General features: G+C 46.9%; 25 protein-coding genes. 18 read left to right on the forward strand and 7 right to left on the reverse strand.

Features of this window, described 5'->3' with window-relative positions; translation table 11 throughout:
• Positions 1-157: 157 nt before the first annotated feature.
• Positions 158-646: a low molecular weight protein-tyrosine-phosphatase gene (locus QT974_RS00210; protein WP_333466542.1), complete on the forward strand. Its 489-nt coding sequence runs from the start codon at positions 158-160 to the stop codon at positions 644-646.
• A 192-nt stretch (positions 647-838) separates the two neighbouring features.
• On the opposite strand, the gene QT974_RS00215 is transcribed toward QT974_RS00210, so the two are convergent.
• The gene (locus QT974_RS00215; RefSeq protein WP_333466543.1) at positions 839-1,579 is read right to left on the reverse strand and encodes a response regulator transcription factor; all 741 of its coding nucleotides are present in this window, start codon (positions 1,577-1,579) and stop codon (positions 839-841) included.
• A gap of 72 nt (positions 1,580-1,651) precedes the next feature.
• Positions 1,652-3,244: a glucose-6-phosphate isomerase gene (locus QT974_RS00220; RefSeq protein ID WP_333466544.1), complete on the reverse strand. Its 1,593-nt coding sequence runs from the start codon at positions 3,242-3,244 to the stop codon at positions 1,652-1,654.
• Positions 3,245-3,868: 624 nt separating this feature from the next.
• Between QT974_RS00220 and dusB the strand changes: the two genes are divergently transcribed.
• The 7 genes from dusB to QT974_RS00255 all read left to right on the forward strand — a co-directional run bounded on the left by dusB (position 3,869) and on the right by QT974_RS00255 (position 10,903).
• The gene (gene dusB / locus QT974_RS00225; protein ID WP_333466545.1) at positions 3,869-4,882 is read left to right on the forward strand and encodes a tRNA dihydrouridine synthase DusB; all 1,014 of its coding nucleotides are present in this window, start codon (positions 3,869-3,871) and stop codon (positions 4,880-4,882) included.
• 162 nt (positions 4,883-5,044) lie between these two features.
• Positions 5,045-5,965 carry an ornithine carbamoyltransferase gene (argF, locus tag QT974_RS00230; protein WP_333466546.1) on the forward strand — a complete coding sequence of 307 codons (921 nt, stop codon included), beginning with the start codon at positions 5,045-5,047 and terminating at the stop codon, positions 5,963-5,965.
• Between the two features lie 52 nt (positions 5,966-6,017).
• A complete protein-coding gene (locus QT974_RS00235) occupies positions 6,018-6,620 on the forward strand; it encodes a MarR family winged helix-turn-helix transcriptional regulator (protein WP_333466547.1) in 603 nt (200 codons plus the stop codon).
• Positions 6,621-6,696: 76 nt separating this feature from the next.
• Positions 6,697-7,932: a cytochrome P450 gene (locus QT974_RS00240; protein ID WP_333466548.1), complete on the forward strand. Its 1,236-nt coding sequence runs from the start codon at positions 6,697-6,699 to the stop codon at positions 7,930-7,932.
• 51 nt (positions 7,933-7,983) lie between these two features.
• Complete coding sequence (locus tag QT974_RS00245; protein WP_333466549.1) at positions 7,984-8,844, forward strand: SDR family oxidoreductase; 861 nt, start codon at positions 7,984-7,986, stop codon at positions 8,842-8,844.
• 31 nt (positions 8,845-8,875) lie between these two features.
• The gene (locus QT974_RS00250; protein WP_333466550.1) at positions 8,876-10,003 is read left to right on the forward strand and encodes a Kelch repeat-containing protein; all 1,128 of its coding nucleotides are present in this window, start codon (positions 8,876-8,878) and stop codon (positions 10,001-10,003) included.
• A gap of 132 nt (positions 10,004-10,135) precedes the next feature.
• Entirely contained in the window at positions 10,136-10,903 is a 768-nt protein-coding gene (locus tag QT974_RS00255; protein WP_333466551.1) for an SDR family oxidoreductase, read from the forward strand.
• A 115-nt stretch (positions 10,904-11,018) separates the two neighbouring features.
• Here QT974_RS00255 and QT974_RS00260 read toward each other — a convergent pair whose 3' ends face one another.
• Positions 11,019-11,213, reverse strand: a complete 195-nt coding sequence (locus QT974_RS00260) for a hypothetical protein (protein WP_333466552.1) — start codon at positions 11,211-11,213, stop codon at positions 11,019-11,021.
• On the opposite strand from QT974_RS00260, the gene QT974_RS00265 reads away from it, so the two are divergent.
• From QT974_RS00265 to QT974_RS00285, 5 genes are all read left to right on the forward strand, one after another.
• Positions 11,212-12,144, forward strand: coding sequence for an NADP-dependent oxidoreductase (locus QT974_RS00265; protein WP_333466553.1), 933 nt, complete (start codon positions 11,212-11,214; stop codon positions 12,142-12,144). The genes QT974_RS00260 and QT974_RS00265 overlap by 2 nt on opposite strands.
• Positions 12,145-12,233: 89 nt before the next feature.
• Positions 12,234-12,974 carry an SDR family oxidoreductase gene (locus QT974_RS00270; protein WP_333466554.1) on the forward strand — a complete coding sequence of 247 codons (741 nt, stop codon included), beginning with the start codon at positions 12,234-12,236 and terminating at the stop codon, positions 12,972-12,974.
• A gap of 209 nt (positions 12,975-13,183) precedes the next feature.
• On the forward strand, positions 13,184-14,032 hold the full coding sequence (locus tag QT974_RS00275; RefSeq protein ID WP_333466555.1) for an AraC family transcriptional regulator: 849 nt from the start codon (positions 13,184-13,186) through the stop codon (positions 14,030-14,032).
• 53 nt (positions 14,033-14,085) lie between these two features.
• Positions 14,086-14,541: a DUF6640 family protein gene (locus QT974_RS00280; RefSeq protein ID WP_333466556.1), complete on the forward strand. Its 456-nt coding sequence runs from the start codon at positions 14,086-14,088 to the stop codon at positions 14,539-14,541.
• 46 nt (positions 14,542-14,587) lie between these two features.
• Complete coding sequence (locus tag QT974_RS00285; protein ID WP_333466557.1) at positions 14,588-15,478, forward strand: NmrA family NAD(P)-binding protein; 891 nt, start codon at positions 14,588-14,590, stop codon at positions 15,476-15,478.
• A gap of 277 nt (positions 15,479-15,755) precedes the next feature.
• Here the strand turns inward: QT974_RS00285 and QT974_RS00290 are convergent, their stop codons facing one another.
• Positions 15,756-17,339 carry a family 10 glycosylhydrolase gene (locus QT974_RS00290; protein WP_333466558.1) on the reverse strand — a complete coding sequence of 528 codons (1,584 nt, stop codon included), beginning with the start codon at positions 17,337-17,339 and terminating at the stop codon, positions 15,756-15,758.
• 199 nt (positions 17,340-17,538) lie between these two features.
• On the opposite strand from QT974_RS00290, the gene QT974_RS00295 reads away from it, so the two are divergent.
• Positions 17,539-18,669 (forward strand): hypothetical protein, encoded by a 1,131-nt coding sequence (locus QT974_RS00295; RefSeq protein ID WP_333466559.1) that lies wholly within the window; start codon positions 17,539-17,541, stop codon positions 18,667-18,669.
• Here QT974_RS00295 and QT974_RS00300 read toward each other — a convergent pair.
• Positions 18,666-19,850 (reverse strand): DNA cytosine methyltransferase, encoded by a 1,185-nt coding sequence (locus QT974_RS00300; RefSeq protein ID WP_333466560.1) that lies wholly within the window; start codon positions 19,848-19,850, stop codon positions 18,666-18,668. The genes QT974_RS00295 and QT974_RS00300 overlap by 4 nt on opposite strands.
• Positions 19,851-20,141: 291 nt before the next feature.
• Between QT974_RS00300 and QT974_RS00305 the strand changes: the two genes are divergently transcribed.
• Positions 20,142-21,515, forward strand: coding sequence for an MFS transporter (locus QT974_RS00305; RefSeq protein ID WP_333466561.1), 1,374 nt, complete (start codon positions 20,142-20,144; stop codon positions 21,513-21,515).
• 94 nt (positions 21,516-21,609) lie between these two features.
• Here QT974_RS00305 and QT974_RS00310 read toward each other — a convergent pair whose 3' ends face one another.
• The gene (locus QT974_RS00310) at positions 21,610-22,968 is read right to left on the reverse strand and encodes a calcium-binding protein (protein ID WP_333466562.1); all 1,359 of its coding nucleotides are present in this window, start codon (positions 22,966-22,968) and stop codon (positions 21,610-21,612) included.
• 231 nt (positions 22,969-23,199) lie between these two features.
• Positions 23,200-24,570, reverse strand: a complete 1,371-nt coding sequence (locus QT974_RS00315) for a calcium-binding protein (protein ID WP_333466563.1) — start codon at positions 24,568-24,570, stop codon at positions 23,200-23,202.
• A gap of 137 nt (positions 24,571-24,707) precedes the next feature.
• Between QT974_RS00315 and QT974_RS00320 the strand changes: the two genes are divergently transcribed.
• The 3 genes from QT974_RS00320 (at position 24,708) to QT974_RS00330 (ending at position 26,613) form a co-directional block, all read left to right on the forward strand.
• Positions 24,708-24,911, forward strand: coding sequence for a hypothetical protein (locus tag QT974_RS00320; RefSeq protein WP_333466564.1), 204 nt, complete (start codon positions 24,708-24,710; stop codon positions 24,909-24,911).
• A gap of 4 nt (positions 24,912-24,915) precedes the next feature.
• Positions 24,916-25,431 carry a GNAT family N-acetyltransferase gene (locus tag QT974_RS00325; RefSeq protein WP_333466565.1) on the forward strand — a complete coding sequence of 172 codons (516 nt, stop codon included), beginning with the start codon at positions 24,916-24,918 and terminating at the stop codon, positions 25,429-25,431.
• 435 nt (positions 25,432-25,866) lie between these two features.
• Positions 25,867-26,613: a HEAT repeat domain-containing protein gene (locus QT974_RS00330; RefSeq protein WP_333466566.1), complete on the forward strand. Its 747-nt coding sequence runs from the start codon at positions 25,867-25,869 to the stop codon at positions 26,611-26,613.
• The last annotated feature ends 122 nt before the right edge of the window (positions 26,614-26,735 follow it).

The following is a 26,735-nucleotide window of genomic DNA, read 5'->3' on the forward strand; positions in this document are numbered from 1 at the left end:
TTGCCTGATTAAAATTTTTGGAAAACCGCTATAGTAAGGTGCGTCGCTGTGAGATGAGAAATGGAACTTGCAGATTGACTCCTTGGCGACGCACCATACAAATTAGCACTGTTGACTGTTGACTGACTAATAACTAATAACTAATGACTAATGACTAATGACTAAATTATTGTTTGTCTGCCTCGGAAATATCTGCCGATCGCCCTCAGCAGAAAATATTATGAATCACTTAATTAAACAAGCTGATTTGGGCGATCGCATTAGCTGCGACTCGGCAGGAACTGGCGGCTATCACATTGGGAGCCCGCCTGACAGCCGGATGACACTGGCGGCGAGGAAGCGCAAAATAGAATTGGTAGGCGAAGCCCGCAAATTTAAAAAGAAAGATTTTGAAGATTTCGATTTGATTCTGGCGATGGATATGGACAATTATCGCAATATTCTGGCTCTTGATACTGCGGAAAAATATAAAGATAAAGTGCGCTTGATGTGCGAGTTTTGCCGATCGCATGACTTGAAGGAAGTTCCAGATCCTTATTACGGTGGGCCGGAGGGATTCGATCGAGTAATTGATTTGTTGATGGATGCTTGCGAAGGTTTGTTGGAATACGCGATCGGTCAGGAACAGTTAACAGTTAAAAATTAACAATTAACAATTATAGCCTTTCTCAGAAAGATTCGCGGACGCATGGGCATGGGCCAAACCGGCCAAACAGGCCAAACCGGGCATAAGATTAGCGGGCATACCTCACTTTTTTGAGAAAGGCTGTACCAATTACCAATTACCAATTACCAATTAACTGTTAACAGTTAACAGTTAACAGTTAACAATTAACAATTACCAATTACCGACCAAATGGTTCTCCATCGCAAAGCGAACAAGTTCTGCTCGGTTATTGCTTTCAGTTTTTCTGAACAAGCTGCTGACGTGTTTTTCGATAGTGCGGGGACTCAGGTGCAGCCGATCGCCGATTTGAATATTAGAAAGACCTTCTGTGAGCAAATCTAGCACTTCCTGCTCTCGTTGCGTCAAATTCGGAGCATTTCGGGCGGCAGATCCGCGCGCGGCGTAGCTATCCCGCAGCGAATCGCGGGTTTCTGGCTTTTGACTTAAAAAATCCGCTTCAGGCTGGTCATGGGCGATGGTACCTGCCTCTGTTGGCATCGGTTCGGGTTCGGGGGAACGAGACGGGGCCTGAGCAATTAGAGCGTAGCGATCGAGCAAAGAGCGAATTACCGCCCCCAATTCTGGGAGTTCAAAAGGCTTAGCCAGATAATTGTCGCACCCCATCTGATAGCCGCGAATCCGTTCCTCCGTGCTGGTGCGTTCAGTTAAAAAAATCACCGGTAGTAAGCGGAAAGCCGGACGAGTCCGAACTCGGCGCACGAATTCGTAGCCATCCATCTGAGGCATAGTAATGTCGGTAACAATCAAATGTGGCTGAAATTCCTCTACCAAGCCTAAAGCTTCTTTGCCGTTCTCAGCAGCGATTACAGAGTATCCGGTAATTTCCAGATAATCGGTAATCGACAAGCGAGTCGCGAAATCGTCGTCAGCAACCAGAATAGTCAAGGGCATGGGCGGACATTAAAAATTAAACATTAAAAATAAAAAGTGAAATTAATCACTTTTTATTTTTAATTCTACTGTTTAATTCTGTTTATAACTTGCGCTTAAAGTAGCAGGTTCCCCTAATTTTCCTTCCAAAGCTACACCGCGCCCGTTGGCTGCCAAATGCCGCAGAATTTTGTAAATTGTCTCAATTTGCTCTGGTTTTCCGGCTTTTTTCGCTATTTCTGATACAGACAGAGGTGTTTGAGCGTCTTGGATAACTTGAAGTACCCGTTGCTGCAATTCTAATACAGCAGCGGCCGCTTTTTTACCTGCTTCGACCCCTGGCTGGTGATAAGCATTGACATTCACTAAGGAGCCGTAAAAACCTACGGCTCTTTCGTAGAGAGCAATTAATGCTCCTACTGTCCGAGGGTTTACTTTGGTAATTGTGACAGTAATTGAATCTCGGTGATTTTCGTACAAAGCTTGTCGAGTTCCTTGCAACAAACCAGATAAATAATCTCCGCAAGTGACGCCTGTTTCAACTTCAACAGAAATGCCTTCCCTGTCTTCCAATACTTCGATAAATGTTAGGAAGAAATTCGGCACGCCTTCTCGGAGTTGCTGGACGTAGGCGTGTTGGTCGGTGCTGCCTTTGTTGCCGTAGACAGAGATTCCTTGATAAACTGTATTGCCGTCTAAATCTTTTTCTTTGCCGATCGATTCCATGACTAATTGCTGCAAATAGCGGCTGAACAATAGCAGGGAATCTTTGTAAGGCAAAACTACCATGTCTTTCTCGCCGCGTCCGTTGCAGGCAAAATACCAGGACATGGCTAAAAGGGCAGCGGGATTGTTTTTAATGTCGGGAATTCTGGTAGCTTCGTCCATGACTTGGGCGCCGTCGAGCATCGCCCGAATGTCGATACCTTGCAAAGCTGCGGGCAAAAGTCCGACTGCTGAGAGTTCCGATGTGCGTCCTCCCACCCAGTCTGCCATCGGGAAGCTGGCAATCCAGCCTTGTGATTTGGCTAATTTGTCTAGTTGGCTGTCTGTGCCGGTGATGGCAATTGCCTGTTTGGCGAAGTCGAGTTTTTCGGCTGCGAAGGCTTTTTGAACTTCGATCATGCCGTTGCGGGGTTCGGGGGTGCCGCCGGATTTGGAGATAGTAATTACTAAGGTGCTGCTGAGTTTGTCTTTAATTTTGCTGAGGATGCGATCGATCCCAGCCGGATCTGTGTTGTCGATAAAATGAATTGCTAGGGGCGGAATATCTGGGGATAAGGCTTCGGCGACGAATTGAGGGCCGAGGGCCGAGCCGCCAATGCCGATCGAGATTATATCGGTAAATTGCGGAGCAAATGGCGGTTTAATATCGCGACTTTGAACTTTTTTGACAAATTCTTCGACTTGTGATACGCCTTCGACTATTTCTTGTTTTAATTCTGGAGTGGGAGCTAAATCGGGGTTTCGCAGCCAGTAGTGGCCCACCATACGGTTTTCGTCGGGATTGGCGATCGCCCCTGCTTCTAAAGCTGTCATGTCTTTGAAAGCTTTGTCAAATTTGGGTTTCATTGTGGCGACGAAAGCGTCGTCAAATCCCATGCGACTGATGTCGAGGTAAAGCCCCAATCCAGAGTGATAGTAAAGCCAGTCTTGGTAGCGTTGCCAGAGTGCTGTGGCATCCATAGGAATTCTCTACAATTTTTATAATGTGCGATCGGGCTAGTCGGGAATCAACCAATTGTAGTTTAAAACGATGTTATGTATGGCTTTTGCAGAATCCCAATAAATTTAAGCATTACTCGTCTGAAGGCGGAACCCTGCGACAGGCAGAAGAGTGCGACAGAATTAAGGAATAAAAAAGTGACTTGCGCGACAGTTTTAGTAGGTAGATCGCCCATTGATGGCAACGCCCCATAGATAGCTCAAAAGTCAAGCGACAGCGAGAAATAGATTTAAATGTTGTCCGGGTTCGGCTTTGGGTTTTAGTTTGACAACAGTTAAATTTTGGGAAGTCCCTTTCAAATAGGCATTGCAGTCTGGTTAAATATACTTTTAGCTATCACTCAATCATCGGCTAAAAATATAATGAACAACTGTCAAATACCCAAATTGTAGTATAATATACGGCAATACGGTTCACTTAAGACTGATCCCCCCTACTCCCCGCAACGATTCGGGGGGGACAAGAGTATTTTCTTTCGTCCCCCTACAACCAGGGGGATGCTGCAAGGGATCTCCGGGCAATAAACAGCGCTAAGAGAAACGTATTGGAATATACAGATATTATAATTAAAAGTGCGATCGACTATGCTTACTCTATCTCCAGAATTAAAAGAAAGATTAGCAACTCCGCTAAAAATCGGCGACTTAGAAGTCAAAAGCCGCGTCCTGCAATCGCCCTTATCGGGCGTAACCGATTTGGTATTTCGCCGCCTGGTGCGGCGCTACGCCCCGGATTCGATGATGTACACCGAAATGGTCAACGCTACGGGTTTGCACTACGTGAAGCAACTGCCGCGAATTATGGAAATCGATCCAAACGAGCGCCCGATTAGCATTCAATTGTTTGACTGTCGGCCGAATTTCTTGGCGGAAGCGGCGCAGAAAGCTGTGGCAGAAGGAGCGGATACAGTTGATATTAATATGGGCTGTCCCGTTAATAAAATTACTAAAAACGGCGGCGGTTCTTCGCTGCTGCGAGATCCCGAAAATGCCGAAGCAATTGTGCGGGCGGTTGTGGATGCTGTAGATGTTCCTGTGACGGTGAAAACTCGCATCGGTTGGAGTGACAAAGAAATTAATATTTTGGAATTTGCTAAGCGGATGGAGGATGCGGGAGCAAAAATGATTACCGTCCACGGCCGCACGCGCTCGCAAGGTTACACGGGCCCTGCAAAATGGGAGTGGATTCGCCGCGTTAAGGAAGTTTTATCGATTCCCGTAATTGGTAACGGAGACATTTTTTCCGTGGAAGCAGCGGTGCGCTGTCTGGAAGAAACCGGCGCTGACGGAGTGATGTGTTCGCGGGGAACTTTGGGCTATCCATTCATGGTCGGAGAAGTCGATCATTTCTTGAAAACTGGTGTGGAAAAGATACCTCCGACACCAATTGAACTTCTCGAATGTGCTAAGGAACATCTGCGGGCTTTGTGGGAATACAAAGGTGAAAGCGGTGTCTGTCAAGCGCGCAAGCACTTAACCTGGTATGCTAAGGGTTTCCCGGGTGCTGCGGAATTGCGGGGTGTGTTGGCTGTGGTAGAAACGGTTGAGCAAGGTTGTGATTCGATCGATCGCGCGATCGAGCAATTGCCAGCAGTTTAAAACCCTGGGAGAGGGGCTCGCCAAAAGCCCACTGTTGCGAGTCCAATCGCTCGCAAAAAGTAAGGTTCGTAGTGAGGACTTTAGTCCTCTGAATTAGAGGACTAAAGTCCTCACTACGAACCGTTTTTATTAACAGTTGAAAATTTGTGTGTAGGGGAAAGCATGGACTCATTAAAAGGGCGAGATTTATTAAGTCTGGCCGATTTAAGCATTGACGAATTAAATTATTTACTGGATCTCGCAACCAGTTTAAAATCGGGAATGGTCAAGCTGAAACGCAACAAAGTTCTCGGCTTGTTATTTTCCAAAGCTTCAACGCGAACTCGGGTGAGTTTTACAGTGGCTATGTATAAATTGGGAGGGCAAGTAATCGACCTCAATCCCAATGTAACGCAAGTCAGCCGCGGCGAACCTTTGGTAGATACAGCCAGGGTTTTAGACCGATATTTAGATATTTTGGCAATTCGTACTTTTGAGCAAAAGGATTTAGTAACCTTTGCCAATTATGCCAAAATTCCTGTAATTAATGCTCTGACAGATGACGAACATCCATGTCAAGTGCTGGCAGATTTAATGACAGTAAAAGACTGTTTTGGCAAGCTGGAAGGACTGACATTAACTTATTTTGGCGACGGCAATAACATGGCTAATTCGCTGATGTTAGGCTGTGCAATGATGGGGATGAATGTCAGAATTGCTTGTCCTAAAGATTTTCGGCCAAATCCTGAGATAGTGGCAAAAGCTGAGGCGATTGCTAATGGAAAAACCGAAGTTACTGTGACTGCTGATGCGGAAGCTGCTGCTAAGAATGCTCAAGTGATTTACACTGATGTTTGGGCAAGTATGGGACAGGAAGAGGAAGCTAAACTCAGGATTCCTTTGTTTGAGCCTTATCAGGTAAATGAACGACTGGTAGGGATGGCCGATCGCAATGCCATCGTACTGCACTGTTTGCCGGCACACCGGGATGAAGAGATTACGGATGCGGTGATTGAAGGTTCGCGATCGCGCGTTTGGGATCAAGCGGAAAATCGGATGCACGCTCAGCAAGCTTTGCTGGCTAGCATCCTCGAAAGCGATTAGGAAGTAGCTAAAAATTAGTCTTTCCAGTATCCCGTAGGGACACGGCACTGCCGTGTCCCTACAAGAACTATGTACCTCACAGACATCAAAAGTGCTGTATTGTCCGATCGCCCGATCGAGTCAACACCCGCTTGTAGAAGCCCTGGTTGTCGAGCGTACGATAGATGCCCGAATTGTGGGAAACAAGAACGTGCCTTTTTACCATCATCAAAAAACGCCCGCGTCAAACGCTTTAACCGATCTGATTCGCGCCGTACTTCGGATGAACGCAACGGTGCAAAAATCAGGAACACGCCTCATGCGGGGTACGGGAATCACCAATGCCCGGTGGCAAACATTGAGTGAGTTGTTCGCACTAGAAAAACGCGTCACGGTAAGCGAATTGGCGCGGCATATGGGCTTAACACGGCAAGCCGTCCAACGACTTGCTGACGATATGGCAAGCGACGGTCTGGTTGAGTTCGCCGAAAATCCCGGCGACGCCCGCGCGATGCACTTGCTGCTCACCGAAGCAGGCAGGGCAACGTATCACGCTGCGTTGGAGCGCGAATGGCACTGGACAAATGCGATCGCCGAAGACTTTGACGCGGCACAAATCACTGGTGCTGTGGCACTTCTGGAAGCCATTACGCAGAAGATGCAAAATGATGATTGACAACATATTGTCAATGCCGTAGCATAGATATTGACAGTATGTTGTCAATGTTTGTCGTAAGCAAGCCACCAACCTGATGCCACACCCAACCGCCGCCGAACAGTTCAACTCAAGTAACCCGCAATTTACCGCCGATCGATTCACGCTCCTGGCGCAGATGCGCGCTGAGGCTCCCGTAACATTCCTGCCCGCACTTCAAGTTTACGCCGTGACACGGTGGCAGGAAGTGCACGACGTTCTGGGTGATGCCGTGACATTCGCATCATCCGAAGCGTTTAGCGCGGGATTGCATCTCGCGCCCGAAGCCAGTGCCATCTATTCACTCACGTCGCCGCTGTTTGCCTACAACCCGATCAACGTCGATAAGCCGCTCCATAACCGCTTACGTGACCCCCTGATGGCGGCATTCTCACCAAAGCGCGTTCAGTCCCTCGCCCCGACGGTGATAGCAGATGTCGAAGACTTGCTCGATTCTATTGCAGCATCGGGCGATCGAACTGACCTGCTCCTGAGCTTGTGCCGACCGCTGCCGTTACGCACGATTTGCCGATTGCTGGGTGTTCCCCTGTCGGATGCCGAGAAGTTGAGCGGCTGGTCGGATGCGCTGATCGCGTTTCAGACACCGGGTTTACCCGTCGAGGTGCAAGTCAACGCCGCACAGGGTTTGCGGGAATTAGAAAACTATATGCGCGACAAGATGGCCCAAAAAGCTGCAACACCCGATGAGGGATTGATTTCTGCGTTGGTCGCCGATCGCGCTGCCGGGGAAAACGATCTGTCGGATGATGAGTTAGTTGCGGATATTGCGGTTGTTTTCTTTGCCGGACATGAAACGACGATTAATACGATCGCCAATGCGTTACATTCGCTGTTGGATCGGCGTGACTACTGGGAAGCCGTCGCATCGGGAACCGTGGACACCGACAATCTCGTTGATGAACTGTTGCGCCACGATACATCAGTGATGGGCTTATATCGACGTGCCACTGTAGATACTGCGATCGGCGGCGTGCCCATTCCCCAGGGCGCAACGGTTTGGGTGTCGTATGGGGCGGCCAACCGCGATCCTGCTCTCTTCGACGCGCCGGAAAAACTCCAGTGTCCGCGTGGGAACGCCCGCCAGCATTTGACGTTCGGCTACGGTGCTCACTACTGCGTTGGGCCGTTGCTCGCCCGTCTGCAATTGCGCGAGGCGGTCACCCGTACTGCGAAGCGTTTTCCAGAGATGCGTCTTGAGGCGGGTGCGATCGTGCCGGAAATCCCCCATCATGGTCTTCGCGCCCCCCTCACGCTGCCGGTGTTGCTGAAATAACGACGACGATCCTAACGAAATACAAGCAAAACTAAAGAAAAGAGAGCAACCATGATTTTAGTCACAGGAGCTACCGGACAGTTAGGGACAGCAGTAGTCAAAAATCTACTCGAAAAGACATCCGCCAACCAAATTGCCGCACTTGTGCGTGATGAAAGCAAAGCATCTGCCTTAAAGGAAAAAGGGGTAGACATCCGCGTAGGCAACTACGATGATGCTGCTTCACTCGACAAGGCAATGTATGGAATCGAAAAGGTCTTACTGATAGCCGGAACGGATGAGGAAAACGGCCTTGGGCAACACCAAAATGTCGTGGATGCCGCAAAAAAGGCGGGGGTTCAATGTATCGCTTACACCAGTCGGACTTTGAAAGATCGAAACACGATCGCCAACCAGTTGATGGTGAGACATTTTCAGACAGAAGATTACATCAAAGCGAGTGGGTTGAACTATGTTCTCTTTCGCAATGTCTTGTATATGGACACCATTGGGCTGTTCGTAGGAGAAAGAGTTTTTGAGACGGGTATCAACTTACCAACCGATCGCGGAAGAGTACCTTTTGCCCTCAGAAGCGAAATGGGAGAAGCCATTGCCAATGCACTGTTAGAAAGCGATCGCAGTAACCGAATCTACAAACTCACCGCAAGTGAGTCATATTCCTTTGAGGATGTTGCGGCTACCCTTTCCGACTTGTCAGGTAAAGAGGTAGATTATACACCTGCTGAGAAATCAGCATTTGAGACGCAAATGAAAGACCGGGGCACACCGGAAACTGTGGTTCAGAAGATCGTGGGTTTTCTAACCGACATCAAGAACGGGCAGGAAGAAGAGGTAAGCCCCGACATGGAAAACCTGCTTGGGCGAAAGCCTGCATCGCTTAAAGAGGGGTTGAAAGTTCTTTTCAATTTATAGAACACATTGAATACAAAGGAAGGATACGGTTATGGCTAACGGCAACCCGGACGGTGATGCAATACTTAATCACAATCATTCTCGTTCAGCAATTAGGCGAATTGTTTCCCGTCGGTCTGCACTTAGATTATTAGGATTTGGTGTCGCCGCCGCTGCCTTGATGCCCACTCTTTCCAAGACAGCACAGGCACAGAATCAAGCGCAAAGCCAGCCGCCGTATTGGACAAAAGCTGCACCACCAACGATCGCTCGGCAGGAGCTTTATCCAGAAGTTCTGAATGGAAAAATTTACGTAGTCGGCGGGTTACTCAGCCCAAACACTGAGTTCTCAGCACATTTCGAGTCTTACGATCCCGTCAAAGATGCCTGGACAGTATTGAGACCGCTACCCGAAGCCCGCCATCACATCACCCTGTCGGCAGTCAATGGTTTGCTTTACGGGGTTGGCGGTTTCACAGGTGGGTTTCCGAACTGGCGGGCACAGCCGACGATGTTTATCTACAATCGGGCCGCTAATATCTGGACTAGGGGCACTGACCTGCAAGTAGCTCGCGCAGAGGGCATAGCCGCCGTGGTCGATGACAAGATATACCTGATTGGCGGGCGCGTTCGAGCCACTGAGGATGCTCGGCTGTTCAATGACCACATCGACAGCGTGCGAAACGAAGTCTTTGATCCGACGACCCAGCGCTGGTCAGCCCGTGCCAATGCACCAACCCCGCGAAACAGTGCAGCGTCAGCCGTGATTGATGAAAATATCTACGTCGTTGGTGGTCGCAAGTTTGTCAAGAATGCTGATGGCACTAACCGCCAGGTCAATGTGCCAAATCTTGAGGTCTACGATCCGAAGCACGATCGGTGGGAGACGCGATCGTCGATGCCTCAAGCCAGAGGTGGTCTGGCTGCGACCTCGCTCAACGGCAAGCTTTACGTTTTTGGCGGCGAACAGTGGGTTCCAGAGCAGAAAGTCTTTGCCGAAAGTTGGGTGTATGACCCGAAAACCGATGGCTGGGAAGCATTACCGCCCTTGCCAACCCCACGACATGGATTAGGGGCATCGACTGTTGGCAACCGCATTTTTGTGTTTGGTGGCGGCACCAAAACAGGCGGAAATGCAGCGACAGCGATCCACGAAGTGCTGGTGTTGCCCACCCAGTAAGAAGGCTATACCGCTTTGCTAGCGATCGCGTCTTTACTCTTTGAAGAAAACCGATGGGTGAATGCTTAGAGAATTGAACTCTCTAATCGCACATTTCTCTAATTACTAACCTCAACAGTGAGAAAAATAACGATGACTAACGACAAGACGACGATCGCATTAGTAACAGGATCGAGCCGAGGATTGGGTAAAAATACTGCTTTGACCCTTGCCAAAAAAGGGGTAGATGTTGTCGTGACATACAATAGCAGTGGTGATGAAGCAGCTAAAGTCGTAGCGGAGATCGAATCGCTTGGCGCAAAAGCGATCTCACTGCAACTCGATACTTCAAACACTAAAACCTTTGACAGTTTCGTCGGACAACTCCAGCAGTCACTCAAGGACAAATGGCAGACAGAACACTTTGACTTTCTCGTTAATAATGCTGGAACGGGTGTTCACTCATCGTTTGCCGAAACGACCGAGGAAGATTTTGACCACTTGATGAATGTTCACGTCAAGGGTGTTTTCTTCCTCACCCAGAAACTGCTCCCGCTGATAAATGATGGCGGACGAATTGTAAACGTTTCTACTGGTTTGACGCGGATTATCTCCCCTGGCTATGCCGCTTATGCAAGTATGAAAGGTGCGATCGAGACCCTAACTCTCTACATGGCGAAGGAGTTGGGAGCGAGACGGATTGCGGTAAATAGTGTAGCTCCTGGTGCGATTGAAACCGATTTCCGTGGCGGTGCAGTACGCGACAATCCAGAAATAAATAAACAGATTGCTTCCCTAACTGCTCTCGGTCGCGTTGGTCTTCCCGATGATATCGGGGGTGCGATCGCATCGTTACTATCGGAAGAAAACAAATGGGTTAATGCTCAGAGGATTGAGGTTTCTGGCGGTCAATGTCTCTAATTCAAACTCGGTTAAACAGCCCTATTTCACAGTGAACTAATCAAGTCATCGCATCAGTAGAGCCGAGGGGTAAATGCCCAGAGAATTGAAGTCTCTGGCAGTCAGTTCCTCTAATTCAAATCCATTCAAACAGCCCTATTTCACTTTGCCACGCAGCATTGAAAAGCTTAAATGACGACAAAGTTATTACGCTACAGGGAGAAGCAGCCTTGACACAAACAGCTAAAGCGGCACTAGCACTGGCACCTAACTGTTTGCCCATTGAGGCGTAGCGATCGCCAGTACATCCACGAAACAAGGAAAGCATCATGAAAGCAATTGTAATCAACGAATACGGCAATCAAGACGTTTTGAATTATGTCGATGTCGATCGTCCAGAACCGAAACCGGACGAAGTTTTGGTGAAAGTTCACGCAGCGGCCGTCAATCCGGCTGACTGGAAAATCCGCAATGGGATGGGCGAAAGGTTCGGACTCAAACTTCCGATCATTCTGGGCGGCGACATCGCTGGAACCGTGGAAGAGGTTGGCGTTGAGGTTAAAAATTTCAAGCAGGGCGATGCGGTTTATGGAATGACCGTTTCCGGCGGCTTCTCCGGTGGTTATGCCGAATACGCGATCGTCAAAGCAGACGCAATTGCGCCCAAACTGGACAGCATCAATTTTGAAGAGGCGGCTGCAATTCCGATCGCCGCGTTGACTGCATGGCAAGCAATGTTCGATTTGGCACATCTGAGCAGCGGGCAGAAAATCTTGATCGCGGGCGCGTCGGGCGGAGTCGGCTCAATGGCTGTTCAGTTGGCAAAAGCAAAAGGTGCGATCGTCATTGGCACAGCTTCGGGCAAAAACGAACAATTCGTCCGCGATTTGGGCGCAGACGAATTCGTGGATTACACGCAGCAACCGTTTGAAGAAGTCGTCAAAGACGTGGATGTTGTGTTTGATACGATCGGCAGCGACACCCAGGAGCGAGCCTTTCAAACTCTGAAAAAGGGCGGCTTTCTGGTGACATCGGCGCAGACTCCATCCGCAGAAAAAGCAAAAGAATTCGGCGTAGAAGCCGCGTTTGTCTTTTGTAAGCCGAACGCCGGACAATTAACCGAAATCAACCAGCTAATTAACCAAGGCAAATTAAAAATACACATCGAAACAATTCTGCCGCTCACAGAAGTTAAAAAGGCACATCAACTTTCCTTCATGGGGCGCACGCGCGGCAAAATTGTTTTACAAATTGGAGCATAGTCACGACTTATATCAATTACGGTTGCACCAGAATGATGTTGACGGTTAACAGTGAACAGTGAACTCGAACACAATCCAGGAGAAAACTAATGAAAATGAAAAAAGCACTAATCACAGGAGCCAATAAAAGTATTGGTTTAGAAACCGCCCGTCAACTGTTGCACAAGGGATATTACATTTACTTAGGTAGCCGTAATTTAGAGAATGGTTTGGAAGCAGTAGAAAAGCTGAAAGCCGCAGGATTAACCGATGTGGAAGCCATCCAAATAGATGTCAGCGATGATGAATCGGTAAAGGCAGCCCGTGCCGAAATCGGCAAAAAAACCGAAGTGTTGGATTTACTGATCAATAATGCTGGTATTCTCGGTGGCATGACTCAAACAACAAATACAGATATCACTGTTTTTAAACAGGTATTTGATACGAATTTGTTTGGCGTAATTAGCGTTACCCAGGCTTTCATGGATTTGCTGCAAAAGTCCGCCCAACCCCGCATCGTGAATGTAACATCAGGCTTGGCTTCGCTCACTCTGCACAACGACCCTACTTGGAAGTATTACAACGTTAAAGCGGCTGTTTACAATTCATCAAAAGCGGCACTTAATATGTACACCATTGCTTTGGCTTACGAATTGCGGGATACACCGTTTCAAGTTAATGCTGTTGACCCCGGATTTACTGCCACAGATTTCAACCAGCATAGAGGAACCGGTTCCGTCGAGGATGCCGCTGCGCGTTTAGTAAAATACGCCACCATCGATGCTGACGGGCCGACAGGAAAGTTTTTTAGTGATGACAACAGCCCAAAAACGGGAGAAAGCCCCTGGTAGTTTCAGTTAGTTAACAACGCTCATTGCGAGGAATGGATGCTATATAAAAAAGATTTTATAGTGTTGTTCGGATTATTGTCCAGTTAAACTTGAAAGTCGTCTGGAACTTTGGCTTGACTTACGGAATCATAGGCAGCATCCCAACGTCCATCAGGAATGAGAAATAACAGTTAGAGTATTGATGGTAGGAGCAACTAGCAAAAAAAACTATGACAGCAAATCCTTTGCGCACTAGAATTTGGCGATCGCAGTACCTACCATCGATCGAGTTGGTGCATGGTGTTTCTAAATGCTATTCATTACCCCGCCATTTTCACGAAGAATTGGAGCTGAACATTAAGCAGGGTGACGGCTGGCAGTTTAATTACCGAGGTACGACGCACAGCGTGCCCTCAGATACCTTGGTAGTGACACAACCCTCAGAAGCGCATCAGGCTGAGTCTAAAAGCGATCGAGATTGCACTTTCCGAGGGCTACGGGTAAGTGTAGATGTACTTCACCAGGTTGCAACAGAAGTTGCCGGACGCAAAACAGATATACCATTTTTTCCGATGCCTCTAGTCCACGATCGCGACTTTAACACACAATTCATTCGAGTTCATCAAGCCATAGAACGCTCCACCTCTCGGCTCGAACAACAGACATTAATCTTAGATTTGTTAGCACAATTAATTCTGCGCTATGCAGAAAATCCACTATATCTTGCTAAGTTAGGAGCGGAAATTCAGCCCGTCGATCGCGTTCGGACATATCTAGAAGAAAATTACGAGCGCGAAATCTCGTTAGAGCAATTAGCACGGGTTGCGAACTTGAGTTCCTTCCATCTCAATCGATCGTTTAGCAAAACATTTGGAATGCCGCCGCACGCTTACCAAATTCAAGTGCGAATTTTGCAGGCAAAACGGTTGCTCAGAAAAGCGCGATCGATCGAGCAAGTAGCCTTTGAAACTGGATTTGCGAGTCAAAGCCACTTTGGCTCACACTTCAAGCGGCTTGTGTGCGTTACTCCCAGGCAATATATTCAAGACAGCAAGAACGTGATAAATTTCGATGCTTAAATTCATTAAGCTGTAGACAGGTTAGCTCTCAACCAAGGTCGTCAGCTATAAATATGAATTCAAAGACAAAATCAAGGTGGACAATAGGTAAGCTATTAATCTCTTTAGTGGCAGTATTTACCGCTGTAGCTCCGTATTTGGCGGATTGGAACGTGACCCACATCTATAATCCAGCCTGGACTCCGCACGCTAAATTTCACAACGCGCAAACTATGGTTTTGGGCACGATACTAGGTTTTCTAACCATCTATTGTTTGTGGTTTAGAAAGGGGGTTACGGAAAAGCAAAAGTTAAACGAAGCGACGGTTTTGGCATCATTATATTGGCTGGCTCAATTACCTGCGACATTCTTTCCCGGCACAGCGTTGGCAGATCCGGGAGCAGTTAAAATGCCAGTCATTTTCGGCATCGAGTTTAACCAGTTAATCATGGATATTACACTTATTTTTCCTTTAATTACACTGGGTTATTACTTGGAAAACAGAGCGCTTAAAAAGGCGGACAGCTAACACCACGATTTTTGAGACAGCATCAAACTTAAACAGGCAAAACATCATGAAACCTACAATTTTAGTAGCAGGCGGAACGGGTAATCTCGGCGGACGAATCGTTAAAGCCTCGATCGCCAGAGGTGCGGAAGTTCGCGCTATTGTCCGTAACGGTAGCGAACCGGAAAAAATCAAAAAATTGACCGAACTCGGCGCGAAGGTAATGGCGATCGATATCTCGGACGCCGAGGCGCTGAAACAAGCCTGTCAAGGCGCATCCTGTGTAGTTTCGGCGTTGTCAGGACTGCACGATGTCATCGTTGACTCGCAAACCAAACTGCTTGATGCAGCGATCTCGGCGGGTGTCCCGCGCTTTATTCCTTCGGATTTCGCTTCCGATTTTACTAAACTGCCCGCAGGCGAAAACAGAAATTTCGATCTAAGAAAAGAGTTTCATCAATATCTGGATAAATCGCCAATCGCTGCTACTTCGATATTGAATGGAGCTTTTACCGATATTTTGAGCTATGGTACGCCACTCTATGATGTGAAAAATTACAGCGTCGGCTATTGGGGAGATAAATCCGACTGGAAAATAGACTTTACGACGATGGACAATACGGCGGATTATACCGCCGCCGCCGCACTCGATTCGGCAACTCCAAGAATTCTGCGGATTGCAAGTTTTCAAATTAGTCCTAACGAATTGGTTGCTGTCGGCAAAGAAGTTAAAAAGAGAGATTTCAAACTCGTCCCGATGGGAAGTATGGCAGATTTCTCGGTATCAAATAAAAGCGCTCGGGCATCACACCCAGAAGGAGAAAAAGAACTGTTTCCAGGTTGGCAAGGTATGCAATATTTATACAGTATGTTCAGCGTCCAAAATACACCGCTGGATAATGAACGCTATCCCGATGTCCAGTGGACGAGGGTGATTGAGGTGATTTCCAAAATTTAATGTCGAATAAACTTAAAACCCTCGTCGAATGTGTTGGATTAAAGTTAGTTAAATCGAAAAGTAAATGATCCAACTTCTTACAAGGTTGCGAAAGCTAAGTTATATCAATTCCCGCTGCGCTGAAATGATATAGAGGAGACGGCAGTGCCCTTGGACTACCGTGATTAATTGTAGGGACACGGCACTGCCGTGTCCCTACTGATTTATAAACCCGGGATGCGCTGTAAGTCAATCGCAATATCACACCTCGGCGCACCCTAAAAAGTGATTAAGAGGCTCAGAAATTTATTTTTGTAACTTCACCTGCGACGACATTAACTGTTTGTTGAATCTGACTGTTATCAACCTTTAACTGATAAGAACCGGGTGAAAGCTCGATCGCCCCAAACCATCCTTTACCATCCGCGCGCAGTTGACGCACCTTGCCACCTGCATTAATCGCCTGCAATGTCAAGTTCGCACCGTCACAAGTTCTATCGCACTTTTGCAACATTCCGGCGATCGCCCCAGCAGTCGGCCGCGACTTCCAAGGCATATCAGGAATCCCCGCCGGAGTGGCCCACACAGGCTGAGTTTGAACAGTTTTACCCGTTGCACCATCAACGTATTGACTAGGCTGCGACAGCGCGTTATAAAACCAATCATTACTCTGCGATAGGAATTTCCAAGGCTGACGCGGCAAATCACCACTACCGCCCGATCGCAATTCAACGTTACTGTAAATATTGGTGCTGGCGTAGGAATACAACGCCGTACCCACGACGTTATTTCCTTTGGCTGAAGGCGCTTGGGCGCGGCGGATTTGGGCGAGGGTGTCTTCGATGTAGTTGAGATAATTGCCAGGGCCGATCGCGATTTGGCGGTTGTACTGGTGGTCTTTAGCGTACTCGATCCAGTGGTCGTAACCCATCTTTTGCTGCGGCTTGTACTCGCGCTGGTAAGTCATCGGCATCGCCATGTCGAGAATACCTTCTTCCAGCCAAGCGCGCCAATCCTGCAATACTTCTCTGTATGGCTGCGTTTTATACCAGCCTGCATCGTTAGCTGGGCCGTCTCCCCAGGCGATCGTCGCTGCCGTAATTTTAACGCGCGGTTTAATCGCCATCGCTTCTACATAAAGCTTCCGCACTAAATTTGTCACTTGATCGCGCCGCCACTGCATCCACAGAGGATCGCTGGCTGCCGGTTTGCCCGATCGACCGTTTTGTTTGTTAAAACGGGCGATCGAAGTGGGATTGTAGCCCCAATTCGGCCCGCCGTAGCGCACGTAGTCCAACTGTACGCCGTCCACATCGTAGCGCTTCAGCAAGTCCAAATAGACGGAAACAGTATAATCTAAGGCGTCTGGATTGCCAGGATCTAGAAAACCTTTAGCTTCGCCGCTCGAAGTCAGCATCGCCCAATTGTCCTTTCCTGGAGCATTGGGCCCATGTTGTTGCCAAACGTGATTGGCGGGAAGTTTTCCGCCGGAAACCACTGGCAGCGTCACCATCCAAGCGTGTACTTCTATACCTGCGGCGTGGGCTTTGTCGATCAAATCTTGGAGGGGATCGAAACCTGCTGGAACATTCGGATCGGTGGTGCGGGGTTCGATCGCACTCGTGTAAAAGGCATCGCCGCGGCGGCGGACTTGGGCGACGATCGCATTTGCATTGGCCAGTTTGGCATCTGCGATCAATTTTGTGACTTCTTGGGGTGTTTTGAAGCCGGGATTAAATGCGTCTACCCAGAAGGCTCGAAATTCGGCGGCTTGGGTTTGTGGGGGTGGATTTGCGTTAGCGCGATTCGGAAACCAGTGTGATAACCAGCCTGGAGTCAGCAGAAAACTGATTGTTAAGCCGATCGAGAATAGGCTTGACAAAAAGAGTGTTTTAGTCTTTCGCATGAGGAATGTGTGAGAGAGCGTTTAACTGTCGTTTACGGACGTTTGGTGTGAGCGTCCGCTTGACATTTTGGCACATCTTTGAGTTAAAAAAACTGATGGCGTGAAACTGTGTTCTGGAATAGCGATCGCTTATACTGGATTCTGGTATTTTGTATACAATTGCCAGAATTTTTCAATGTACGAACGCACTGATAGTGAGATTGAAGCAATTCAAGAACTACTCTCGCCACACTTTGGAACTGGCTTTGAGCCTGACGAACTGACAAATAGCGAACAGACAATCATCGAACAGGTATTGAAGTATGTAGGTAGCCGATTTACCAGGATGAAATATATCCTCGGTCTTGCGCTTGATTTTGCGATCGTCGCACAGCGTCTATCTAATGTTGATGACTCTGCCAAAAGATTAAGAGAGAATCTGACAATTGAACAATTATTTCAACGTTATCAAGTTGTCACCGAACGGGGAGAACAACAGGCAAATACACTAACTTTAAAATTTGGTCTATCAACTCAAGTAGGTATCCGACGTATAGAAGAGTCAATTGTTCAATTTTTTCACAGTCTCAATCGTTCTAAATATCCCAGTGCGTATGTTTACAATACAGGTCAATGGCAAAAGTTTCAAGACCTGCTGATTCTCTGTTTTCGTCTGTCCGAGTCTGGACGATTTCAACTCTGTCAAAAACTTATTGATTTTGGTCTTGAACGATTACCAAAAAACATATTTATTACTAGAGACTCTTTACGAGTTCGCTTATTTTCCGAGATAGTAAGCAATTACCCGCGCAGCAATCCAGATGAGAATGGAGGTTTAGTTTTTCAAGCCATTGCTTGTGGTTATTTCAAAGCCGATCGACCTCATCTTAGCTTTGTCGTTGATAAGGTACGCACAGGTTCGTCCAGACAGCGGCGTTTTGGAGATATTGACTGTTATTACGGTCTCGATTTAGAAATATCAATAGAAGTAAAAGACTGCCACATTGGCCTGAAAAACCTCAAGCAACAATTGGGAAGTTTTCAGAAACAAGTAACAGGAAATCAAATTCTTGGTGTGGCTTTTGTACTCTCCATAGACGGCGAAGCAAGTTCTGTACTTAGCGACAGCGGCATCATTTCGTTCGCACAAGACGAGCTCATTAAATCCGTGACGATCTGGGATTGGCAAAAGCAGGATGCAGCCGTGCATGAAATGCTTCACTATCTTGCTCACATCGAACAAAATCCTAGTGCTGTTAACAGGCTGCTGGGATTTATTCGCGAGCGAGATCCCGAACACAATTCTCTTGCTTATTATCAAAGTTAAACTGAGATTTCAAGAGCAAGCTGAATGGGAAAGTTTAGGTCTGCATTCAGCGATTTGATTGGTTGCGATCGCGCTTTAATAATTTCCTCATCTGAGTGACTTTGATAAGCCTTAACAACTTCCTTACCTACCGCCAGTCCTAGTAGTGGCGGTACGGCATTTCCCACTTGAAGATACTGTGATGTTCTCGAACCAATCACCTCAAAATCATCGTCGAAAGATTGCAGCCTCAATCCTTCGCGGACAGTCAATCCCCGATGCTGACTTGGATGAGTGGCTCGTGCAGACGAAGGTTTTCTCATGTTAGATGTTACAGCAATAGCTGGTTTATCACTAGCTAGTCGAGCATAGCTATTGTGAAAACCGCTGGCTGGTTGAAGGATCTCGGGAATTGACTTTCTGTTGCCACCATCTGGGATATACTTCAGAATTTCAATTAACTTTTTTGAATGATTTGCAGCCTCGTGATGTAGCAGTATATTGGCGGTTTTCCGCCTAGCTATTTGATAGTCATTTTGTGGTTTAATCTGGTAACTTTTACATATTTCTCCAGAATTTAATGGTGGCAAATCTGAAATTGCCTCAGCTACAGTCACATAATAGTGAGAACTTGGCACTGGAAACTCAGGTGGCAGCAATCCATCCAGCCAACCTATAAAAAAAGCACGTTTTCGTAGTTGGGGTACGCCGTAGTCAGCAGATTTTAAAAGGCGACATTTCATGTGATAGCCAATATCAGCAAAGCTAGCGATAACTGAATCGCGCACTTTTCCTTCCTGCATCACCAGCATTCCTTCAACATTCTCGATAATCACATAAGCAGGACGAATCTCTGCCACCAAGTCGCGAAAATTGCGCCATAAAGAATTGCGAGGATCTGTGCTTTCTCGCTTGCCAACTGTGCTAAATCCTTGGCAAGGTACTCCGCCAGTAATAATGTCAATTTCTGCTAGCGAAATTTTAAAAAATTCCTCTATTTCGGCAACGGTTGTCTGGGTTAAGTCAGATACCAGACAGGGGAGTGGAGATAGGTTGCGTTCAAAAGTTTGTTTGGCATTTTGACAGTAATCTATGCCACCAATTGCTTGAATACCAGCACGTTTAAAACCAAGAGTTAACCCTCCAATGCCACAAAACAAGTCAAGGCTACGTGGAAAATGCTGGGTTTGAGTTTTTTTCATCGTTAACTACCTCTTGAGAGAACTATATGGAATGTAAATATACTTTTACGAAGTTACGGCACTTCTGACTGGGATCAGAATTTCAGGGCTGACTTAGTTCATTTTAACGGACAACATCTGTTGCAGGCTTATTCAAAAGATGAAAATATTTGTGAGCCAGAATGATGCTAAAATACGCTGTTTGTATGGCTGGTGCTGGCATCAGCACAACATATACTGTGATGTCAGCGGTTGAATTGACCGGAAATTGTCGATCGCACTCAGTAAACCAAATCAGTAGTTAGGCAAAATATGTCTGCAATGGAAAAAAAACCGATCGATGGATTGTGGGTATCAGTATTGTACTTCGCTCAGGGTCTCCCGTACACCGTCGTTAATTTAATGTCGGTGATTTTTTTGAAAGGGATGGGAACCAGCAACGAACTAATCGGATTGACAAGTTTGTTGTCTTTTCCCTGGGTATTAAAAGGTTTGTGGGGCCCGGTTGTTGATTTGTATTCAACTAAACGTAAGTGGATTTTAACAACGGAAATTATTTGTGCTTTTCTGTTTGCTTTCCTAGCTTTTGGTGTGTTGACGCCCCTGGCTGTTATTATATCGCTGGTTGTCTTTACAGCGATCGCCTTTGTTTCAGCGACTCACGACATCGCCATTGACGGATTTTATTTAAACACTCTCAATAAAGACAAACAAGCACTATTTGTCGGTGTTCGCAACACGGCTTATAGAGGTGCTGTGATTGTCGGTAGCGGTCTCTTGGTTTTCTTGGCAGGTAAACTAGCAGAACAGCATTTAATCCCGGTAAATACAGGCCCTAGCAAAACATATGAAGAAATTCCGCTGTCACTTTTCGGTTCGTCTTATAATGTGTCTCCGATTAACTACGGATGGGCGACAGCCTTTGGCATTTGCGCGCTGATTTTTGTGCTGATTTATCTGTTTCAGCGGTGGTATCTTCCCTATCCTAGAAATTATGCTGCGGAAACAGGCGCACCCCAACAAACAACCAGCTTTTTCGAGGCATTTAAAACCTATTTCCAGCAAGATAAAATTGGTTGGATTGTTACTTATGTCTTGATTTTCCGATTGGGCGATGCCTTAACATTCAAAATGGCACCTCCCTTTTTAATGGATAAAGTTGAGAAGGGAGGATTGGCGGTTTCTACGTCGGAGATGGGTTTGCTATCAGGTACTGTCGGGATAATTTTTCTGTTAATCGGAGGGTTGCTGGGCGGTTATTTGATTGCGAAACAAGGACTGAAAAAATGGATGTGGCCGACGGCTATCCTGCAAAATTCGACTAACCTGTTGTATTGGATGTTGGCAATCAATCAACCAGGGATTGAATGGGCCTATGCTGTAAATTCGATCGAGCAATTTACTTACGGGCTGGGTGTAGCTGCCTATACAGTGTTCTTAATGCGGACTGTCCGCCCTGATTACGAAGCATCCCACTACGCGATTACCACGGCTTTTATGGCCGCAGGAGTGCTGATTCCGGGCGTTTTTAGCGGCTACTTACAGACTGCATTGGGCTATCAAAATTATTTCTTGTTCAGTTCACTGGCTGTGATTCCTGGTATGCTGACGATTTTCTTTTTGCCGCTAGAAGACGAGCAAAAATTAGCATCTATGCCCAGACCCGGACTGGACGATTTGGATTAATATACAGCAAGATTGCAGATTGAACTAGCATATTTGAGAAATAAGGACACAACAATGTTGTGTCCCTACCAAATATCTGTCTTGTAACAGGGAACTAAATCACAATAAAATCGTTGGCTGTTAGCGGGCTTCTTCGGAGACCGGGAATATTAGCAAGAGCTTGGCCGTTACTTGCAAGTTCGATGGTTGTTGAAATATCGCCTTGAGTGATTTTCAGTTGGTTGAAGGTCAAACCTTTGCTTAAACCGATTAAATCTTGACCCTGTTGAAAGTCTAAAATTGTGTCCGGGCCAGCGGTTGGTGCTAACACTAATACGTCGCGTCCAGCGCCGCTAATTATCAGGTCTGCACCCAATCCTCCGATCAGCGTATCGTCTCCTTCTCCACCGTTCAAAACGTCGTCTCCTTTGCCGCCGTATAGCAGGTCGTTGCCGATGCTGCCGCTGATATTATCCATGCCGCCGTTGCCGCTGAGAGTGTCGTTTCCGCCATTACCAATGATAATATCGTCTCCGGCAAAACCTGAGGCTGTATTGTTGGCATCGTCGCCTACTAATTTGTTAGATCGAGACGGATCTAAAGCAGCTTTGATTGCTACTGTGTTTCCGATAAAAGAGCCTCCAGGAGAGGTTCTTAATTGCTCTAAACTGCTGCGGGTTCGCAGTGCTGTTCCCTGTAGTGGCAGTGCGTAGTCTAAGGCTGCCAACAACTCTAAATAATCGGAATCGGTGAAAGTGAAATCAGGGCGGTTCAACTGGTCTACAGAGATATCTGTTTTATTCAAACCGGGAGGAGGAGAGCTTAACAAACCAGTTTGTGTGTGTTTATCTAAGACAAGTGACGGGTTGATAATTGGGCTTGTATATGTTTCTAAAACTACTTTTCCCGGGATAAAAGCTTCTCCTCCTAAGCTGACAAAATCGCCGCTAACTATGTAGTGAGTTACAGTTTTACCTGCTCCGGCTTTTTGCTTATATGTATTGACGCTACTCTGAGCAATTCCGGGAGAATTGAAGGTGACAATATCTCCGACAATAGATGTAAATTCGGTGGCTGCTAGCTGCGTTAAAGCACCGCCCAAGCTGTGTCCGAGCAGGTCTGGCCCTAAGCGGCGGGGGTTTTTTGCTGTATCTTGACTGATTTGTGTCAGCCAATTTCCTAAGGCTTGTTTGTTGGCTTCAAATTGGTTGAAACCGACGCCTCGCTTGTCTCCGTTGGCAAGGTCGTCTACGAGGGAGTCGGTGCCGCGAAATACTAGAACTGGCGGTTTGTCGGGGGTGGTGGAAATTAAGCCGATCGCGTGAAATCCAGTTAGCGGATCGTCAAAAGTGCGATCGATCTGGTAACCAGCAGCAGCCAAACCTGCTTGAACTAAAGTTTGAGACTGGGGGTTGTTATCTATGTAAACTAATTGCTTGGCTATGGTTTCGTAAGCGGCGGGAGAGGAGGGCATATTTTTATTGTTTCCTATTGTTTGATGGTGATTGGCTTTTTAAGCTACTTAACTCATTTTACAGGAAACCGCACTTATTTACAATATTAATTTTTCTATTAGCTGCAACTAAAACCATACAACAATCTGCTTGAAAAACCGGATTAAGTAACAATAATAAATCTAAACATAATTGGGCGATCCAAAAACAAGGAGGTTTTAATGTCACCCAAAATACAAAATTTTTTGTCACTAAAGCTGTACAAAATCCGGTCGGGTAATGTCGCTCGCCACCACGCCTGTGAGAATAGCAAGAATTTCACCAGTAACCGGGATAGTAATTAAAGCTCCGTCAGCACCCGGGCTGACTTTAATTTGAGCAAAAGTTAGACCCCGCGATAATGCAATTAAATCTTCACCTTTTGTAAAATCGGCAATTACATCTGCTCCGCCGCCGGATTCCAAGACAAATCGATCGCGCCCCGCGCCACCAATTAAAAGATCGTTGCCAAACTCACCCGACATCAAATCGTTGCCCTCGCCGCCCTCCAAATAATCGTTATCTCTGCCGCCGTACAAGAAGTCGTCGCCAAGGCCGCCGAGCAAGCTGTCATTACCTCGATTGCCTCTGAGAGTATCGTTACCAGCGTTGCCGATAATGGTATCTTGTCCACCGCCTCCGGTAGCAGTATTGTTGCGAGCGTCGCCTAGTAAATAATTCGGTTGTAGGGGAGCCAAACCAAATTGCATTTGTCTGATTAAGTCCACAAAAGAAAATTGTGGTGCTGTTCTCAAACTCTCTGCACCGGCTCGGTATCTAATGGCGACTGACACGTTGGGGAGCGGCAAATTGAGCGCTGCAATAAATTCGTTAAAATCTGAGTCGTTGTTGGTATAGGCAAAGCCGGGACTGTTTAAGTCTTCAAGGGGAATTTGTCTTTGAACAAAATCTGAGGGCGGAGTTGTTAACAAATTTTCAATTCGATGTTTTGCTAAAACAGTTAAAGGATTAATGCTCGGGTCTATAAAGCTTTGAAGAAATACTTTTCCCTGTATAAATGCTTCGCCAAACAAGCTGACAATATCACCGCTGACAATGTAGTGACTGACATTTTTGTTGCCGACTTTGCTGAGGTTTCTGCGAAAATTGTTGGCGATACTTGCTGACACTCCCGGAGAGTTGAAAGTCAAGATATCGCCAGTAATTGATATGTATTCTGTTGCTACGATTTGAGCGATCGCTCCGCCCCAACTGTGACCCACGACATCGGGCAATAATTTGCTGGGGTTTTTAGCGGTATCTTGACCGATTTGTGTGAGCCAGTTTTTGACACTATCTTTGTTGTTTTCAAATTCCGGCAGCCCAATGTCCGGGGAGTCGGAAAACGTAGCGTCGCCGTCGATGAAGTCGGTACCTCGGAATACCAGGACTGGCGGTTGTTTGGGATCGGAGGAACCGAAGCCGATCGCGTAAAAACCTGTTTCTTGGTCGTCGAATACGCGATCGATATAGTAGCCGTTATTATCCAGGAATCGCGAAACTTGATTTTGAGCGCTCGGCTTTTGATTCAAAAAAACAATTGACTTAGCTAGATATTCATAAACAGCAGGCGATGCACTCATAATATTTTATTTGGTGTTTTTGGGTGTTGGGGGTCGCCAGAAGTGTTGAGCTAATTTGGCACTGCCAGCCATTATAACTGACAAGATTTGTATGGTACACTTGATAATATCTACTCAAAAATCAATTTTTTGCGGTTATGGCTATCATTCGTCAATACATTGCTCCATTTATAGCGGTATTAGTATTTTTAGCGGCTCTGGTAGCAGTCAGCGCTCGCATCTTTTTGCCGGCTGACATGGCTGCCCCAGCACCGATTGAGGAAGCGATCCCCCAAAAGCAAGCGGCAGCAGTGAATCCAATTTTCTTGGGGCTAAATTATTCCCCTCTCCGTGTCCGCTAAACCGATGTCAGCCCAGATATTACCGGGCTACTGGCTGCGATCGGGTTCTGGACTCGATCGCGCAAAACTGCTAAAGTTCCTCCACCATACTTACCGAGAGCTTTACCCCGATCGGGAATTGGGACATTTGGCTCAAACTGTTGACCAGTATTTTTCTAACCAGACGCCGCTTTGGTGGGTTGAGTGCCTGAAAAACAACCGCTTGGAGGCAGAAAATTTTTCCGGGCTGCCCTCGCAGTCTGCCAATCCCAAATCGGTTGTCGGGTGTTTGTGGTTGGGAAATGCGATCGACCAAACCACTGGAGAGCGCCACGGTCACATTTTTCTGCTCTACATAGCACCGGAACACCGCCGTCAGGGACTCGGTGCAGCTTTAGTTATTCAAGCAGAAAATTGGGCGCGTTCAAGGGGCGATCGGCAAATTGGTTTGCAAGTTTTTCTGAGCAATCAGCCGGCGATGAATCTCTATCAAAAATTAGGTTATGAGAGTCATTCTGTATGGATGATCAAATCTCTTTGAAAAACTACAAGTATAGCTATTCTCAAGGACGGCGAGGTATATAGGGTAATTGGTAATAGGGAGTATCTCAGTTTTGCATTTATAGTGCTGTCCCCGCGTGCGTGTATAAGCTTTGCTGTGCGGGGACACCACGGAAAATAAAAAATGCTTCTTGCAAAACTGAGATGCTCCCAGGTAATAAAGCAATCGCTCGTGTTCGACCGAACTTGAGAACTACTATATTTGTTTCTAGTCAAAACTTTACTTCTGATTCATTCAAATGCTCGGGACGAATAGTTCTCACTGCGAAGTTTATGGATGACTAAAGTCCGGGCTACAAACTTAGGTAACAGCAGAGGTATTTGTTTGTAGTCATGTGCGCCCGATCGCACCCTACAATTATTGACCGTTAACTGAGTTGCACTCGGAGCATCCTCTGTGCGGTAAAGTTTTTTTATGAACAATAACGACTACCCCAACGGCCTCGATCTTGATACGGAACTGGAAAGCCCTTTGGATCATTTTGATGACTCCGAACCCCCGCTACCAGATCCAGAGGAAATGCTGCCTTTGCTGGAATCGCCGGAACCTCAGCACCGGATGATGGCGGCACGGGCTTTTTGCGAATTGCAGGACGATCGCGCGATTTCGCATCTAATTAATTTATTGAGAGACGGTTGTCCCTTGGTGCGGGTAAGCGCCGCCTATGCTTTGGGGCGAAATCCGAGTCCCGATGCTGTGGAACCGCTGATTCTTCAGCTCAACCGCGATTGGAACGGTTACGTTCGCAAAGGCGTAGTTTGGGCCCTGGGAAATTGCAGAGATCACCGCGCTTTATCGCCCTTAATTGATGCTCTGAGAACCGATATTTCGGCGGTGCGTTTGTGGGCGGCGAGTTCTCTGGGTCAAATGGCCAAAGTTGGTTACTATGTGGTGATTGCCGGGATTCCGCCGTTAATTGAAGCGCTGCGGGGAGATGCTGTATCGGCTGTGCGCAGTAACTCCGCTTGGGCGATCGGGCAACTGGCGCGCGAGTTACCGAATAATGTAGTGTACGCTGGGGCGATCGACGCTTTAATTGAATCATTAGAAGAAGATCCAGACATGGGCGTGCGCGACGATGCTAAATCTTCGCTGTTGCGAGTCGGAGACCCGCGCGGTTTGCAGATTATTGAAGACTTAGAAATGGAAGGAATATTATAATGAATATTCCCAAATTAAACACCGTTTACAAATTAGCAATTACCCGTTACCAATTATGAACTTTATCAATCCCAAAACAGATTTTGGCTTCAAAAAAATCTTTGCCTCCCCCCAGCACAAAG

Origin of the sequence: Microcoleus sp. BM001215392 (assembly GCF_036700185.1) — a bacterium.
Taxonomy (GTDB): Bacteria; Cyanobacteriota; Cyanobacteriia; order Cyanobacteriales; family Microcoleaceae; genus Microcoleus.

Coding starts and splice junctions, on each gene's coding strand:
- QT974_RS00210 (WP_333466542.1), top strand. CDS start 158: ATGACTAAATTATTGTTTGTCTGCCTCGGAAATATCTGCCGATCGCCC.
- QT974_RS00215 (WP_333466543.1), bottom strand. CDS start 1,579: ATGCCCTTGACTATTCTGGTTGCTGACGACGATTTCGCGACTCGCTTG.
- QT974_RS00220 (WP_333466544.1), bottom strand. CDS start 3,244: ATGGATGCCACAGCACTCTGGCAACGCTACCAAGACTGGCTTTACTAT.
- dusB (WP_333466545.1), top strand. CDS start 3,869: ATGCTTACTCTATCTCCAGAATTAAAAGAAAGATTAGCAACTCCGCTA.
- argF (WP_333466546.1), top strand. CDS start 5,045: ATGGACTCATTAAAAGGGCGAGATTTATTAAGTCTGGCCGATTTAAGC.
- QT974_RS00240 (WP_333466548.1), top strand. CDS start 6,697: ATGCCACACCCAACCGCCGCCGAACAGTTCAACTCAAGTAACCCGCAA.
- QT974_RS00245 (WP_333466549.1), top strand. CDS start 7,984: ATGATTTTAGTCACAGGAGCTACCGGACAGTTAGGGACAGCAGTAGTC.
- QT974_RS00250 (WP_333466550.1), top strand. CDS start 8,876: ATGGCTAACGGCAACCCGGACGGTGATGCAATACTTAATCACAATCAT.
- QT974_RS00255 (WP_333466551.1), top strand. CDS start 10,136: ATGACTAACGACAAGACGACGATCGCATTAGTAACAGGATCGAGCCGA.
- QT974_RS00265 (WP_333466553.1), top strand. CDS start 11,212: ATGAAAGCAATTGTAATCAACGAATACGGCAATCAAGACGTTTTGAAT.
- QT974_RS00260 (WP_333466552.1), bottom strand. CDS start 11,213: ATGATGCTTTCCTTGTTTCGTGGATGTACTGGCGATCGCTACGCCTCA.
- QT974_RS00270 (WP_333466554.1), top strand. CDS start 12,234: ATGAAAATGAAAAAAGCACTAATCACAGGAGCCAATAAAAGTATTGGT.
- QT974_RS00275 (WP_333466555.1), top strand. CDS start 13,184: ATGACAGCAAATCCTTTGCGCACTAGAATTTGGCGATCGCAGTACCTA.
- QT974_RS00280 (WP_333466556.1), top strand. CDS start 14,086: ATGAATTCAAAGACAAAATCAAGGTGGACAATAGGTAAGCTATTAATC.
- QT974_RS00285 (WP_333466557.1), top strand. CDS start 14,588: ATGAAACCTACAATTTTAGTAGCAGGCGGAACGGGTAATCTCGGCGGA.
- QT974_RS00295 (WP_333466559.1), top strand. CDS start 17,539: ATGTACGAACGCACTGATAGTGAGATTGAAGCAATTCAAGAACTACTC.
- QT974_RS00300 (WP_333466560.1), bottom strand. CDS start 19,850: ATGAAAAAAACTCAAACCCAGCATTTTCCACGTAGCCTTGACTTGTTT.
- QT974_RS00305 (WP_333466561.1), top strand. CDS start 20,142: ATGTCTGCAATGGAAAAAAAACCGATCGATGGATTGTGGGTATCAGTA.
- QT974_RS00310 (WP_333466562.1), bottom strand. CDS start 22,968: ATGCCCTCCTCTCCCGCCGCTTACGAAACCATAGCCAAGCAATTAGTT.
- QT974_RS00315 (WP_333466563.1), bottom strand. CDS start 24,570: ATGAGTGCATCGCCTGCTGTTTATGAATATCTAGCTAAGTCAATTGTT.
- QT974_RS00320 (WP_333466564.1), top strand. CDS start 24,708: ATGGCTATCATTCGTCAATACATTGCTCCATTTATAGCGGTATTAGTA.
- QT974_RS00325 (WP_333466565.1), top strand. CDS start 24,916: ATGTCAGCCCAGATATTACCGGGCTACTGGCTGCGATCGGGTTCTGGA.
- QT974_RS00330 (WP_333466566.1), top strand. CDS start 25,867: ATGAACAATAACGACTACCCCAACGGCCTCGATCTTGATACGGAACTG.